We start from the raw sequence: 14,478 nt of genomic DNA, 5'->3' as shown, positions 1-14,478 counted from the left end.
CGAAGGCCGCCGCGACGAGACCGGTGAAGGACAGGAGTGCACAGTGACCAGGATCGTCATCATCGGCGGTGGACCAGCGGGTTATGAGGCGGCGCTCGCCGCGGCCGCGTACGGCGCCGACATCACGGTGATCGATTCGGACGGGATCGGTGGCGCCTGTGTGTTGTGGGACTGCGTCCCGTCGAAGACCTTCATCGCCTCCACCGGTATCCGTACCGAGGTGCGTCGCGCCGTCGACCTCGGCATCAACATCAAGACCGACGACACCCTGGTCACCCTCCCGCAGATCCATCAGCGCGTGCGCGACCTCGCCTTCGCCCAGTCCGCCGACATCAAGTCGCGACTCCTCAGTGAGGGCGTCAAACTGGTCTCCGGTACCGCCGTTCTCGACGAGACGCAGGTCGGCGTCTCGACCCACTGCGTCGTCGCGACCCTCGCCGACGGCAGCACCGAGCGCTACGACGGTGACGTCGTGCTGATCGCGACCGGCGCGTCGCCGCGCATCCTGCCCGACGCGCAGCCCGACGGCGAACGCATCCTCACCTGGCGTCAGCTCTACGACCTCGAAGAACTGCCCGAGCATCTCGTCGTCATCGGTTCCGGTGTCACCGGCGCGGAGTTCGTCCACGCCTACACCGAACTCGGTGTGAAGGTGACGCTGGTGTCGAGTCGTGACCGCGTGCTCCCGCACGAGGACGAGGACGCCGCCCTGGTGCTCGAGGATGCGCTCGCCGAGCGCGGCGTCGAACTCGTCAAGCACGCGCGTGCCGACAAGGTCGTCCGCGACGGCGACACCGTCACCGCGCATCTCGCCGACGGGTCCACCGTCACCGGCAGTCACGTGCTGATGACCGTCGGCTCCATTCCCAACACCGCGAACCTCGAACTCGAGCGTGCCGGGGTCGAGGTCGACAAGGGTGGCTACATCCGGGTGGACCGGGTGTCGCGGACCTCGGTGCCCGGAATCTACGCGGCCGGCGACTGCACCGGCTTGCTGCCGCTGGCCTCGGTGGCCGCCATGCAGGGTCGCATCGCCGTGTACCACGCCCTGGGCGAGGGCGTCAGCCCGATCAAGCTGAAAACCGTTGCGTCGGCGATCTTCACGCGTCCGGAGATCGCCACCGTCGGGGTCTCGCAGAAGGCCATCGACGCCGGCGAGTACCCCGCGCGCACGGTGATGCTGCCGCTGGCGACCAATCCGCGCGCCAAGATGAGCGGGCTGCGTCGCGGATTCGTGAAGATCTTCTGCCGTCCGGCCACCGGCGTGGTGATCGGTGGTGTCGCGGTGGCGCCCAACGCCTCCGAGCTCATCCTCCCGCTGGCCCTCGCGGTGCAGAACAAACTGACCGTCGGCGATCTCGCGCAGACGTTCTCGGTGTACCCGTCGCTGTCCGGTTCGATCACCGAAGCCGCGCGTCAGCTCGTCCGGCACGACGATCTGGACTGACACCTCGTCGGGCGGCGCGATCACGGTAGGGTCGTACGAATCCGCCCGGAACCGGGCGCACCGCGACGTAGGGGGAGATGTCGTGACAGGGCCCGTTGCCGACCCGTTTGCGCAGAACAACCGGGGTGTGTCGAACGCGCCGTCGTTCGGCGGGGGACGCACCGACTGGGCCGGCATGGGCATCGACGAGATCATCGACACCCTCCGCACCATGGATCCCGGCCGGGCCTCCGGTGACGTCGAGACGATCCTCAAGGCGATCGAGGCGGTGCGCCGCGCGTCGGATCGCATGGCGGCGATGTTCGGCGACGAGCTGCTCGGCCTCGCCTCCGATGCCGCCCTCGATGCGGGAAAGGCGTTGTCCGACGCCATGCAACGGAGTCTGGAGACGGCCACCGTGGTCGGCGAGGCCCTGAGCACCGCCGTCGGGATCGTCGGTGCGACACGGGGTCAGGAGGGGCGGTTGCGAGAACTGCAGCAGCACCTCCGCGACAACCCCGAGGACGCTCCGGTGGTGCGGTTCGAGGCGGACCGCACCATGTCGGGCACGTACTCGTCACCGATGCAGCGTGTCCAGCACGCGCTTCCGGAGCCCACCGGGCCCGACGACCTGGTGCGCGGGATCGGCGGCATGTCGTCCGCGGCCGGCCCGGGGTCCGGATCCGAGACGCCGCGCGGTCAGGCGGCGAACACCGTCGACGCCGGAGACTTCGGCCGTTCCGGTGGCGCCACGGTCCCGGTCGCGACCGGTGGGCCGGGCCCGGGACCGACGGGAGGTGGGCCCACACCGGTCACGCCGGTCTCGTCGTCCTCCTCGCCGTCGGGATCGTCCGGCCGCCGGGATGTCGACGACCCCGACGGACTGCTCCGCGGCGGTCAAGGCACACCGGGCGGCGTCGGCGCGCACGGTGTCGCCGGTGCCGGACGATCTGGGGCCGAGCGCGGAAACGGTTCTGACAGAGCGGGTTCCGGGATCGCGGCCGGAGTTCCGATCACCCCGGTGGGCGGGCCGCTACCGCTGACGCCGTCGCCGCCCGGAGTCGCCACGCCGACGACGTCGACGCCGCCGGCCGCGAGTGCTGCGGGACCACGTGCGGGGATCGCACCACCGGTGGGCCCCGCCGGTGCGCCGCCCACGGCCCGCCGGCCCGGCGCCGAGGACGACGACAAGCACAAGGCGGCGCCCTACCTGAACAACCGAGAGCACGGCGCGGAGATCGTCGGCGACCTGCCGCTCGTCGGGCCGCCGGTGATCGGCGACTGGATTCCGCACATGGTCCCGGCCGCACCGGAGGTCGCACCCCCGCAGCCGACGCCGGGTGAAGAGATCGCTCCGGCGGTTCGGCACCCCGGTACCGCCGACGCGGGTACCGGCGGAGGCGAGGAACCGTCGTCGACGACACGTGGCCGGACATGCTGAGCCGGGTGGACAGGCTGCCCGGCGGTGTCGCCCGGCTCGCCTCCGCCGTGCCCGACGAGGACATCATCCGGTGTCTGCATCTGCTGGTAGCCACCGTCATGGACGTGACCGGAGCGTCGACACCCGAGGTCCGCGACGTGATCCGCCAGTGGCGCCAGCAGGGGAGTGCCGAGCCGGCGGGCGTGGCGTCGTTGAGGGTGGTTGCCGCACAACACGATTTCGATTCGTTCGCCCACCAGCGACGCGGTGACACCGATCGTCAACTCGACAGCTTCCGCCGTGCCCGAGCTGTTGACTGCGTCCTCGCCGCGATGTCGGTGTCGACGGCCGCGGAGGCACCGCGCACCGCTCTGCGGGAGGCTGCGTACGAAGCCGCCGCCGCGCTCGGGGGCACCGCGGGTGTCGTCGGGGTTCTCGCCGACTACGTCGCCTGATTCACGCCAGATCGAAGCTGCGCTCGACGGCGCGATTCCATTCGCCGTACAGGCGTTCCCGCTCTTCTTCGGCCATGGCGGGTTCCCAGCGTTTGTGTTCGGCCCAGTTCGCGCGGATGTCGTCCTCGCTCTCCCAGAACCCCGCCGCCAGACCGGCCGCGTATGCCGCACCCAGTGCCGTGGTCTCGTTGACCACGGGCCGGACGACCGGGACGTCGAGGATGTCGGCCTGGAACTGCATGAGCAGTTCGTTGACCACCATCCCGCCGTCGACCTTGAGCGTGGACAGCTCGATGCCGGCGTCGGCCTGCATCGCCTCGATGACCTCGCGGGTCTGGAAGGCGCTGGCCTCCAACGCAGCCCGGGCCAGGTGGCCCTTGTTGACGAAGCGTGTCAGACCGACGATCAAACCGCGGGCGTCCGAGCGCCAGCGTGGCGCGAAGAGGCCGGAGAACGCGGGTACGAAGTAGGCGCCGCCGTTGTCGTCGACCTCCGCGGCCAGCTTCTCCACATCCGACGACACCGGGAACAGGCCGAGATTGTCCCGCAGCCACTGGATGAGCGAGCCGGTCACCGCGATGGACCCCTCGAGCGCATAGCGCGCCGGCTCGTCGCCGATGCGGTAACAGACCGTCGTCAGCAGGCCGTGCTCGCTGAAGACCGGCTCGGTTCCGGTGTTGAGCAGCAGAAAGTTACCGGTCCCGTAGGTGTTCTTGGCCTCGCCGGGTGACAGGCAGGCCTGGCCGAAGGTGGCGGCCTGCTGGTCGCCGAGGATGCCGGTCAGCGGGACGCCGGGGAGTGGTCCGTTGCCTCGCAGCGCGCCGAAGTCGCCGGACGAGCTGCGGATCTCGGGCAGCATCGAGATCGGGATGCCCATCTCGTCGCAGATCTCCTCATCCCAGCTCAGCGTCCGCAGATCCATGAGCATGGTGCGCGAGGCATTGGTGACGTCGGTGACGTGCTGCCCGCCGTCGACTCCGCCGGTCATGTTCCACGCGATCCAGGAATCCATTGTCCCGAAGCACAACTCGCCGGATTCGGCGCGCTCGCGAAGCCCATCGACGTTGTCGAGCAGCCAGCGGATCTTCGGTCCGGCGAAGTAGGTCGACAGTGGCAGGCCGGTGCGTTCGCGGTAACGGTCGACGCCGGCGTCGCCGGCGAGTTCGGTGCACACCTCGGCGGTGCGGGTGTCCTGCCACACGATGGCGTTGTGGACCGGCCGTCCGGTCTCGCGGTCCCAGATCACCGTGGTCTCGCGCTGATTGGTGATGCCGCAGGCGACGATGTCCTTGGCGGTCAGGTCGGCCGAGGCCAGTGCGGCGGCGCCGACTCGGCGGGTGTTGCGCCAGATCTCGGCGGCGTCGTGTTCGACCCAGCCGGCCCGCGGGAAGATCTGTTCGTGTTCGAGTTGTTCCACCCCGACGACGCGTCCCTTGCGGTCGAAGATCATCGCCCGGGTCGAGGTGGTGCCCTGGTCGATCGCCGCCACATAATTGCCTGAACTGCCCACGCCGTCAGTGTCGCACGCTGTGGTGTGGGCCGGAATCAATTAGGCTCGGCGAACATGAACACCGAGTTCAACCCGGACCGGCCGGCGGACATGGGGTCGCACTACCACGCCGAGGCGTGGCGGCGGTTCGGTGACGAACAGTTCGACATCGTGGTGATCGGTGGCGGGGTGGTCGGGGTCGGCGCCGCGCTCGACGCCGCCACACGCGGTCTGCGGGTGGCGCTGGTCGAGGCGCGCGACATCGCCTCGGGGACCTCGAGCAGGTCGTCGAAGATGTTCCACGGCGGCCTCCGTTACCTGGAACAACTCGAGTTCGGTCTCGTCCGTGAGGCCCTCAGGGAGCGCGAGCTCTCGCTGCGCTTGCTGGCCCCGCACCTGGTGAAACCCCTCCCGTTCCTCTACCCGCTCACTCAGCGGGTCTGGGAGCGGCCGTATGTGGCGGCGGGAATCTTCCTCTACGACCGCATGGGCGGCGCCAAATCGGTGCCGGGCCAGCGCCATGTGACACGATCGGGCGCGCTGCGCGTGGCTCCGGCACTCAAGCGCAACTCGCTCATCGGCGGAATCCGGTATTACGACACGGTCGTCGACGACGCCCGGCACAGCCTCACCGTGGCCCGCACCGCGGCCAACTATGGCGCGGTCATCCGCACTTCGACGCAGGTGATCGGCTTTCTCCGCGAATCCGACCGCGTACTCGGAGTGCGCGTGCGGGACACCGAGAGCGGCGACGTCACCGAGGTGCGCGCCCACTGCGTCATCAACGCCGCCGGGGTGTGGACCGACGAGGTCCAGGCGTTGTCCAAGCAGCGCGGTCACTTCAAGGTGCGCGCGTCGAAGGGCGTGCACATCGTGGTGCCGCGCGACCGGATCGTCAGCGAGACCGCGATCATCCTGCGCACCGCCAATTCGGTGCTGTTCGTGATCCCGTGGGAGACCCACTGGATCATCGGCACCACCGACACCGACTGGAACCTCGACCTCGCACATCCGGCCGCCACCCGTGCGGACATCGACTACATCCTGGAGCGTGTCAACGAGGTGCTGGTCACCAAGCTGACCCACGACGACATAGAAGGCGTGTACGCCGGTCTGCGGCCGCTGCTGGCCGGTGAGGACGACGAGACGTCGAAACTCTCGCGCGAGCACGCCGTCGCCACCGTTGCGCCGGGATTGGTGGCGATCGCGGGCGGCAAGTACACCACCTACCGGGTGATGGCCGCCGACGCCGTCGAAGCCTGCAACGACTTCATCCCCACCCGCGTAGCGCCGTCGATCACCGAGCGGGTGCCGCTCCTCGGCGCCGACGGGTACTTCGCGCTCATCAACCAGTGCGAGCATCTCGGACAGCGGTACGGCCTCCACCCGTACCGGATTCGACGACTGCTCAACCGTTACGGCTCGCTGATCGACGACGTTCTCTACTACGCGTCCGAGGACAGGTCACTGCTCGCACCGCTGGGCGCGGCGCCGCAGTATCTCCGCGTCGAAGTGGTCTACGCGGCGGTCGCCGAGGCCGCACGGCATCTCGAGGACGTGCTGGCGCGGCGTACCCGTATCGCGATCGAGTACTCCCATCGCGGCGTCGACTGTGCCGACGAGGTCGCCGACCTGCTCGCCCCGATCCTGGGCTGGACCACCGAACAGCGCGACTTCGAGGTCGCGACCTACATCGCCCGGGTCGAGGCCGAGGTGGCCTCGCAGCAGCAACCCGACGACGACTCGGCCGACGCCCTGCGGGCGGCCGCACCCGAGGCGCGGTCGGAGATCCTGGAGCCGGTGCCCGTCCCCGAGTGAGACCGCCGGCCACCCGGCGAACTCGGAGACTTTGTCCTCTGTCGCCACCGTCTCTCGTAGAGGATCATCGAACTGGGGAAGAAGGGACTGATCATGATGGAGATGCCGGTTCAGATACTCGCTCCGGAAGAAGCCTGGGAGTTGCTCGGCTCCGGGGAGCTGGGACGGATAGCGTTGAGCGTCAACGACACTCCCGACATCTTCCCGGTCAACTACTATGCGGCGGACGGGAAGATCACCTTGCGTACGGGTGAGGGGACCAAACTCGCCGAGGTGGTCGTGAACAACCGGGTGGCGTTCGAGTCCGACGCCCACACCGACACCGGTGGGTGGAGTGTGGTGGCCAAGGGCTCGGCGCGGATTCTGTCCGCACTGAGTGAGATCGAGGCCGCCGACCGGTTGCCGCTGCGTCCGTGGATCGCGACGGTCAAGTACAACTACGTGGAGATCGCGGTCGAGGAGATCACCGCGCGTCGTTTCGAGTTCGGACCCGAACCCGAACGCTACCCCGTCTGACACCGCGATCAACTCTGGCAGCGTGGGCACCAGTAGACGGATCGCTCGCCACCGGTCGAGGCGAGTTCGCCGCGTTTGATGATCGTCGCGCAGCGGCGGCACAGCTGTCCGTTGCGGCCGTACACCCACATGCGCGCGTTCGGTGAAGTGTTGCCGGTGGTGGTCCGGGCCGAGCGCATCCGGTTGGCCCACAGCAGCCGCCGGCTGAGGTCGACCATCGGACCGAGGTCCACGTCTCCGACCGGACGGGTCGGGAGAACGCCACGCAGATAACAGATCTCGCTGCGGAAGACGTTGCCGACGCCGGCCATCAGGCGTTGGTCGAGCAGCGCCGCGCCGATGGTCTGCTCGGGGTCGGCGCCGAGGCGGCGGATCGCCTCCGCGCGGTCGAAGTCGTCGGCCAGCAGATCCGGCCCCAGATATGCGAGGGCGGCGTCGGGGTCGGCGAGGAGTTCGAGGGTGCCGAGATCGAAGCCGACGGCTTCGTGATCGTCGGTGCGCAGCACCACCCGCGCCTGGTACGCGGGGCGACGCCACTTCTGGCCCCGGCGATGCACATGCCAGACACCCTCCATCTTCAGATGGGAATGAATGCTGACCGCGTCGCCTGCACCGGGTTCGCTCTCGTCGACGTCGATGAGCAGATGCTTTCCCTTCGACCTGACCCCGACGACGGTCCGTCCCGACAGGTCGGAGGTGGCCAGCGACGGGATGCGGAACTGCGTCGAGATGAGTGTGCGTCCTTCCAGGCCCTGACGAAGCCGGGCGGCCGCGGCGAAGACCGTGTCGCCCTCAGGCATGGGTTCCGTACCGGAGTCGGATGCCGCGCGGGGTCGTGGCGAAACCGGCCTCGACGAGGACCTTCCCGAAGTCTGTGCCGCGCACCGGTTCCGAGTCGATCTGGTCGATCGTCAACCGGGAGATGCGGCCCGCACGGACCAGGGCCACCAGTGCTCCGGCAGCGGATTCCAGGGCAGGGATCGAGTCGGTGAAGGTCAGGAGCGTCTTGCCGCCGCGTTCGACGAAGCACACGAGCTCGCCGTCGATCAGCACCACCAGCGCGCCGGGCTTGCGACCCGGTCGGTGACCGGCGTCGGTATCCCGGGACCTCGGCCACTCCAGCGCCGCACCGAACGGGTTCGCCGGGTCGGTGGCGGCGAGGATGGTGGCCTCGCGCGGGGACTTGCGGTCGGGTAGGGCATGTCGCCGCAACTCGTCGACCGTGGCCGGGGAGGCGAACTGTGCGCCGCCGAGTCCGTCGACGTAGTAGCCGCGACGAACCTGGCCGTTGTCCTCGAAGACGGTGAGCGCCTTGTACACCCGGGCGAATCCGCCGGTCACCTCTTCGGCGGTGACGCTGCCCCGGGTGATCACGCCGTACCGGGTGAGCAATTGATCGCACAGCGCCTGCGTGGCGATCGTCGGGTCGATCTCGGGCCGGTCCAGTGCGAACCACCGACCGCTCGCGGTCGGCGCGACCGGTGGCCCGGACGCGTGCTCGGTCAGGTAGCGCGCGGAGAGGCGTCCGGCGCGGAGTCGTGGGGCGCGGCCTCGTGCGCGGTGGGCGGGTGCCGACCGTGGAGTCGACGGACTTCGCCGGGGATGGAGCAGCGCGCGCACCGGAGCGAAGGTGTCGTTGCTGACCTGACCGGCCCAGACCAGGTCCCACAGGGCGCTCTCGACATCGGCGGCGGGCGTCGTCGTACCCGTGCTGATGTCGCCGGCGATCTGTGGGAACCGCAGTGCACCACCGGGTTCGAGGGCGGTGGTGATGGCGTCGTGGACGGTGGTGGTGTCGATGGTGTCGGACTCGGGGAGGGTGAACGCGGCGACGTCGGCCGGATGCAGGGCCACCCAGCCGTCGGCGTTGCCGATGCGGCCGTGTCCCGACCAGACGACCTCGCCACTGCTCAGCAGCTCGTCGAGCATGGACGGTGCGTAGTCGGTGACGCGTGCGGGCAGGATCAGCGACTCCCAGGCCGACGCCGGGAGCGGATATCCGGCGAGCTGGTCCACGACCGTCGCCACTCCGTCCACGCCGCGCAACTGCGTCCCGGGTGACCCGTGCTGCCACTCGACGAGAAATCTGGTGAGGACCTCGGTACCGACCGGTGCGACCTCGGCCCGGCTCGCGGCGAGCGACCCACGACGGATCTGCCCGAGGACGTCGGTGTGGCACCACTGGGTTGTCGGCGCCGTCCCCTGAGCCGGATCGGCCGGTCTGGTCTCCGGGAGGAAATCACCTTCGACGACGCGTCGTTCGCCCGCGAGGCGGGCCAGGGTGTCGCGCACGACGGCCGTCGCGATCCCCAGGGCCGCCGCCGCGTCGGCGATGGTGAACGGCCCGTGGGTGCGGGCGTAACGTCCGATGAGGTCGCCGATCGGATCAGGTACCGGTTCGAGGAAGGCGGCCGGAATGCCCAGTGGTGCAGGGACTCCGAGTGCGTCGCGCAACCGTGCGGTGTCGTCGATCGAGGCCCAGAGCGCACGCCGGTTGTGGTTGACGGAGATGATCTGACCGCTGCGGTGCAGCTCGGCGAGCACTTCGGCCACCGGCGTCTCGCCGCGGTACCGGGCCTCGACCTCCTCGGTGGTCAGCGGTCCGAGCCAGCGGAGCAGGTCGACGATGTCTTCGGCGTCGCGCGCCTGTCGATCCGGGGACAGCCGTTGTAGGCGGGCGATGACCTCGGCGATGACACCGGGATCGAGCAACTCGCGCAGGTCGACGCGGCCCAGCAGTTGCGCCAGCAGGCTGGTGTCGAGTGACAGTGCGGCGGCACGGCGTTCGGCGAGTGGTGCGTCGTCGGCGTACATGAAGGCGCCGACGTAGCCGAACAGCAGCGACGCCGCGAACGGCGACGGACTCGGCGTCTCGGTCTCCACGACGCGGATCCGGCGCGAACGGATGCGGCTGAGCAGATCGAGCAGGGCGGGGAGGTCGTATACGTCCTGCAGACACTCCCGCACCGCCTCGAGGACTATCGGGAAGTCGGGGAACTTGGATGCCACCGAGAGCAATTGGGCGCTGCGCTGGCGCTGCTGCCAGAGCGGTGCGCGGCGTCCCGGATCGCGGCGGGGCAGAAGCAGTGCACGCGCGGCACATTCGCGGAATCTCGAGGCGAACATCGACGAGTCGGCGAGGCCGTCGGTGACGAGCTGTTCGACCTCGTCGGGGTCGAGGAGGAAGACATCGGCGCCCGGGGGCGCGTCGTCGGTGTCGGGGAGGCGGAGGATGATCCCGTCGTCGGACGCGGTGGTGGCGCCTTCTATGCCGAGCGTCGCGAGGAGTCGCTGGGAGATGGCGCTCGCCCACGGTGCGTGGACCCGCAGACCGTACGGGGAGTGCAGGATGACGCGCCAGTCGCCGAGTTCGTCGCGGAACCGTTCGACGACGAGTGTCCGGTCGGTGGGGACATGTCCGGTCGCCTCGCGTTGTTCGGCGATGAGGGTGGCGAGGTTGGTGCGGGCGTTCTCGGTCAGCCCGAGGCGCTCGGCGTGGGTGTCGAGCTTCCCGGGGTCGGCGATGGACCCGGTGAACGCCCCGATCGCCGCGCCGAGTTCGGCGGGACGCCCGATCGCGTCGCCGATCCAGAACGGCAGCCGGCCGGGTTGGCCGAACGCCGGCGACACCAGGACACGGTCGTGGGTGATGTCCTCGATCCGCCAGCTCGTCGCGCCCAGCGCGAACACATCGCCGACCCGCGACTCGTAGACCATCTCCTCGTCGAGTTCACCGACGCGCGTGGACTTCTCACCGGTATCGATGCGGCCCGCTCGCTGCGCTCCCGGCGCCGAGACCATGAAGACGCCGAACAGCCCGCGATCCGGGATCGACCCACCGGAGGTCACCGCGAGTCGTTGGGCACCACGGCGACCCGTGATCACGCCCGCGTCGCGATCCCAGTTGACCCGGGGGCGCAGTTCGGCGAACTCGTCGGAAGGGAACCGTCCGGCGATGAGATCGAGCGTCGCGTCGAAGACCCCGCGTCCGAGATCTTTGTAGGGAGCGGCCCGGCGGACCACCTCGTACCAGTGGTCGACCTCGAGATCGTCGACGGCGGCGGCCGCGATGGTCTGCTGGGCAAGGATGTCCAGGGGATTCTGGGGAACCTTGATCTCCTCGATCGCACCGTCGAGCATGCGCTCGACGGTGACCGTGCAGTGCAGCAGGTCGGTGCGGTGTTTGGGGTAGAGGATGCCCTGGCTGATCTCGCCCACCTGGTGGCCCGCGCGGCCGATACGTTGCAGACCGCTCGCGACCGACGGCGGTGCCTCGACCTGGATCACCATATCCACCGCACCCATGTCGATGCCGAGTTCCAGCGAACTGGTCGCCACCACGCACGCGAGACGACCGGCCTTGAGGTCGTCTTCGATCTGGGCGCGGTGCTCCTTGCTCACCGAACCGTGGTGGGCACGCGCGAGAACGGCTTCGGCGCCGGAGCTCGCCCCGCTGCCCATCACGAACGCCGGGGCCCCGCCCGCGACCGTCGGATTGGCCCTGGGTTCGGTGGTTGTGCCTTGTCGCCCGGCGTGGATCTCGTTGAGCCGCGCGGTCAGCTTCTCGGCGAGGCGTCGCGAGTTCGCGAACACGATCGTCGCCCGGTTGGCCTCGATCTGGTCGACGATCGACGCCTCGACGTACGGCCACAGCGAACCGGCGGTGGGAGAGAAGGCATCGTCGAGTTCGGCCGGGTCGGCGCCGTCGGGACCGGGGGCCGGCGGGATGTTGGCCATGTCCTCGACCGGGACGTCGACGCGGAGGTCGAAGGTCTTGTCGGCCTTCGGTTTGACCACCTGGCACGGGGCCGACCCGGACAGGAACCCGGCGACGACCTGGGGTGGCCGCACGGTCGCCGACAGGCCGATCCGCTGAGCGGGTTTCTCGAGCAGTTCGTCGAGGCGCTCGAGGGTCAGCGCCAGGTGCGTGCCGCGTTTGGTCGCGGCGACCGCGTGCACCTCGTCGACGATGATCGCCTCGACGTTCGTGAGACTCTCCCGCGCCGCCGAGGTCAGCATGAGGTAGAGCGACTCCGGGGTGGTGATCAGGATGTCGGGCGGGGTCTTCACCAGGGCGCGGCGGTCGGCCGCCGAGGTGTCGCCGGAGCGGACGCCGACCGTGATGTTCGGTTCGGGCAGGTTCAGTTCCTGCGCGGCGCGGGTGATGCCGGTGAGCGGCGCGCGCAGGTTGCGCTCCACGTCGACGGCGAGCGCCTTCAGCGGCGAGATGTAGACGACCTTCGTGCCCGGACGGCGTGCAGCGGTGTCGGCGGCGAGCCGGTCGAGGGCCCAGAGGAACGCCGCCAGGGTCTTGCCGGAGCCGGTCGGTGCGATGACCAGCGTGTTCGCGCCGTCGGCGATCGAGGTCCAGGCGCCCTTCTGCGCCGCGGTCGGCTTGGTGAACGCCCCGGTGAACCATCGCCGGGTGGGGGCGGTGAAGCGGTCGAGTACCGAAGGGCGGGGCATCTCTCCACTATGTCTCACATGTGTGACAGGTCGGGGTATACAGTCATCTCACGCCTGTACGGGGAATCCGGTGAGAATCCGGAACGGTCGCGCCACTGTGAACGACGAACCGGACGCGGTCGAGGATTTCGACGGTGCCTGGGGAAGACATGAGTCAGGATGCCGTGCCGGCGAGTAACTGATCCACCACACTCACCGACGCGAGATCGGCGAAAGGACATCCCGATGACAGCTCCCCGTACGTCCGAAGCAGTCACACCCGCACCGCGCGCTCTCGCGGTACCGAATCTGTCGGTCGCCGGCGCGGCGCTCTGGCTGAGCCTCACCGTGCTGCTGGCCGGGCTCGCCTACTACTTCCTCGGCTACGACCAGGGTGTCGTCTCCGTCTTCGGCGAGGACACGCACGTGCACGAGTTCGTGCACGACGCCCGCCACTTCCTCGGCTTTCCCTGCCACTGAGTCGTTCTGACCCGATCGGTAGGGACAAGTTCACATGGAGAAGAGATTCATCGGCGCAGGCCTGCTGTCGGGCCTGATCGCCGGCATCCTGTCGTTCGTCTTCGCACGGTTCTACATCGAACCCGTGGTGTCGAAGGCCGTCGACTACGAGGGCGCCCGCTCAGAGGCCGAGGAGACACTGGCCCATGCCGCCGAGGCGGGTGGCCACCACCACGGCGACGGCGGTGAGGTCTTCACCCGCGCCATGCAGGAGAACCTGGGCGCCGGCGTCGGCAACCTGGTGTTCGCGCTGTGCATGGGGGCGTTCTTCGCGGTCGCCTTCACCGTGCTGTGGAGCTACCTCGGCAACCGGTATCCCGCCACCGATGCCCGCGCGGTCGCCGGAGTGATCGGTGCGATCGGTTTCGTGGCCGTCTTCGGCGTGCCGTTCTTCGCCTACCCGGCCAATCCGCCGGCCGTAGGGGACGACGACACGATCGGGGATCGGACCGGCGCCTTCCTGACCATCACCGTCGTGTCGCTGGTGCTGGCGATCGCAGCCGTCGTACTCGCGCTGTGGCTGCGTCCGCGGATCGGCGGGTTGGTGTCGGCGGTCGTGGGCGGCGCGGCGTATCTGACAGCGGTCGGTATCACGATCGCGTTCCTGCCGTCGTTCAGCGAGGTGCCCGATCCGGTGCGCGACGAATCCGGTCGGATCGTGTTCCCGGGATTCCCGGCGGATGTGGTCGCCGACTTCCGCGTGTACACGATCACCAACCAGGTCATCCTGTGGACGGTGCTGACGGTGACCTTCGCGCTGATCCTCGGCGCGATGGCGCGGTCGAAGAACCCGACCGCGCGCCGGACGGTCGACGCCGCCGAGAACTGAACGGGCCCGGACGTTCTCATGCAGATCATCACCGCCGGGCGCGCCGGTCCCAACAGATCGGTGCGCTTCGGCGGTGATGCGCCGCTGGACGAGCGCGGGCGGCGCGACATCGAAGCGCTCGCCGCATCGGTCGCCGGACCGGTGACGCTTTGCGGACCCGAGGCCGCGACCCGCGAGACTGCCCGGCTCCTGGGCGGGCGGCCGGAAGTCGACGACGCGCTCCGGACACTCGACGTCGGTTCCTGGGCGGGATCGACGCCCGAGGAGATCGACCCGCGCGACCTCGCGGCCTTCTTCACCGACCCGGCGGCCCGACCCCACGGCGGCGAGAGCGTGGCGGTATTCGTGCGCAGGGTGCACGCCTGGCGCGACCACCACGACACCGCGATGGCCTCGATCGTGGTCGCGATGCCCGTCGCCCAGGCGCTCCTGTGCGACGACCCGGGCCGATACTTCGGGATCGAGGTCCGTCCGGCGGCCTCCTACCTCTGGTCGAGACCCTGAAGAAACGAATTCGCGCAGACGTACCTAGACATCCTGAGTGACTCCTGACACAGTTGA

General features: G+C 69.2%; 11 protein-coding genes and 1 riboswitch. Of the genes, 8 read left to right on the top strand and 3 right to left on the bottom strand.

All coding sequences use genetic code 11. The features are described 5' to 3' along the window. The first annotated feature begins 43 nt into the window (after positions 1-43). The 3 genes from NWF34_RS13905 (at position 44) to NWF34_RS13895 (ending at position 3,301) form a co-directional block, all read left to right on the top strand. Entirely contained in the window at positions 44-1,447 is a 1,404-nt protein-coding gene (locus NWF34_RS13905) for an NAD(P)H-quinone dehydrogenase (protein ID WP_006434530.1), read from the top strand. 82 nt (positions 1,448-1,529) lie between these two features. Further along, positions 1,530-2,867 carry a hypothetical protein gene (locus NWF34_RS13900; protein WP_258325316.1) on the top strand — a complete coding sequence of 446 codons (1,338 nt, stop codon included), beginning with the start codon at positions 1,530-1,532 and terminating at the stop codon, positions 2,865-2,867. Continuing rightward, a complete protein-coding gene (locus NWF34_RS13895; RefSeq protein WP_006434532.1) occupies positions 2,861-3,301 on the top strand; it encodes a hypothetical protein in 441 nt (146 codons plus the stop codon). Before NWF34_RS13900 ends, NWF34_RS13895 begins: the two co-directional genes overlap by 7 nt. A gap of 1 nt (position 3,302) precedes the next feature. Here the strand turns inward: NWF34_RS13895 and glpK are convergent, their stop codons facing one another. Next, entirely contained in the window at positions 3,303-4,790 is a 1,488-nt protein-coding gene (gene glpK / locus NWF34_RS13890; RefSeq protein ID WP_024497227.1) for a glycerol kinase GlpK, read from the bottom strand. Between the two features lie 75 nt (positions 4,791-4,865). On the opposite strand from glpK, the gene glpD reads away from it, so the two are divergent. Next, positions 4,866-6,608, top strand: a complete 1,743-nt coding sequence (gene glpD / locus NWF34_RS13885; protein ID WP_024497228.1) for a glycerol-3-phosphate dehydrogenase — start codon at positions 4,866-4,868, stop codon at positions 6,606-6,608. A gap of 93 nt (positions 6,609-6,701) precedes the next feature. Then, positions 6,702-7,124, top strand: coding sequence for a pyridoxamine 5'-phosphate oxidase family protein (locus NWF34_RS13880; protein ID WP_024497229.1), 423 nt, complete (start codon positions 6,702-6,704; stop codon positions 7,122-7,124). 8 nt (positions 7,125-7,132) lie between these two features. Here NWF34_RS13880 and NWF34_RS13875 read toward each other — a convergent pair whose 3' ends face one another. After that, positions 7,133-7,924, bottom strand: coding sequence for a DNA-formamidopyrimidine glycosylase family protein (locus tag NWF34_RS13875; RefSeq protein WP_024497230.1), 792 nt, complete (start codon positions 7,922-7,924; stop codon positions 7,133-7,135). Next, positions 7,917-12,590 (bottom strand): ATP-dependent helicase, encoded by a 4,674-nt coding sequence (locus NWF34_RS13870; RefSeq protein WP_258325315.1) that lies wholly within the window; start codon positions 12,588-12,590, stop codon positions 7,917-7,919. The genes NWF34_RS13875 and NWF34_RS13870 overlap by 8 nt, the downstream gene beginning before the upstream one ends. A 10-nt stretch (positions 12,591-12,600) precedes the next feature. Then, positions 12,601-12,777, top strand: a riboswitch (cobalamin riboswitch). A 38-nt stretch (positions 12,778-12,815) separates the two neighbouring features. Between NWF34_RS13870 and NWF34_RS13865 the strand changes: the two genes are divergently transcribed. Genes NWF34_RS13865 through NWF34_RS13855 form a run of 3 tightly spaced genes read left to right on the top strand, consistent with a single transcriptional unit; the run spans position 12,816 to position 14,421 of the window. Next, positions 12,816-13,049 (top strand): CbtB-domain containing protein, encoded by a 234-nt coding sequence (locus NWF34_RS13865; protein ID WP_024497232.1) that lies wholly within the window; start codon positions 12,816-12,818, stop codon positions 13,047-13,049. Positions 13,050-13,083: 34 nt separating this feature from the next. After that, complete coding sequence (locus NWF34_RS13860) at positions 13,084-13,917, top strand: CbtA family protein (RefSeq protein WP_024497233.1); 834 nt, start codon at positions 13,084-13,086, stop codon at positions 13,915-13,917. 18 nt (positions 13,918-13,935) lie between these two features. After that, entirely contained in the window at positions 13,936-14,421 is a 486-nt protein-coding gene (locus NWF34_RS13855) for a histidine phosphatase family protein (RefSeq protein ID WP_024497234.1), read from the top strand. The last annotated feature ends 57 nt before the right edge of the window (positions 14,422-14,478 follow it).

This window comes from Gordonia sp. GONU (assembly GCF_024733855.1).
GTDB lineage: Bacteria > Actinomycetota > Actinomycetes > Mycobacteriales > Mycobacteriaceae > Gordonia > Gordonia amicalis.
This window is presented reverse-complemented; position numbering and strand designations above follow the sequence as displayed.

Bases quoted from the DNA above. Each gene is read 5' to 3' on its own strand.
- NWF34_RS13870 (WP_258325315.1), bottom strand. From the start codon at position 12,590: ATGCCCCGCCCTTCGGTACTCGACCGCTTCACCGCCCCCACCCGGCGA.
- NWF34_RS13865 (WP_024497232.1), top strand. From the start codon at position 12,816: ATGACAGCTCCCCGTACGTCCGAAGCAGTCACACCCGCACCGCGCGCT.
- NWF34_RS13860 (WP_024497233.1), top strand. From the start codon at position 13,084: ATGGAGAAGAGATTCATCGGCGCAGGCCTGCTGTCGGGCCTGATCGCC.
- NWF34_RS13880 (WP_024497229.1), top strand. From the start codon at position 6,702: ATGATGGAGATGCCGGTTCAGATACTCGCTCCGGAAGAAGCCTGGGAG.
- NWF34_RS13895 (WP_006434532.1), top strand. From the start codon at position 2,861: ATGCTGAGCCGGGTGGACAGGCTGCCCGGCGGTGTCGCCCGGCTCGCC.
- NWF34_RS13855 (WP_024497234.1), top strand. From the start codon at position 13,936: ATGCAGATCATCACCGCCGGGCGCGCCGGTCCCAACAGATCGGTGCGC.
- glpD (WP_024497228.1), top strand. From the start codon at position 4,866: ATGAACACCGAGTTCAACCCGGACCGGCCGGCGGACATGGGGTCGCAC.
- NWF34_RS13875 (WP_024497230.1), bottom strand. From the start codon at position 7,924: ATGCCTGAGGGCGACACGGTCTTCGCCGCGGCCGCCCGGCTTCGTCAG.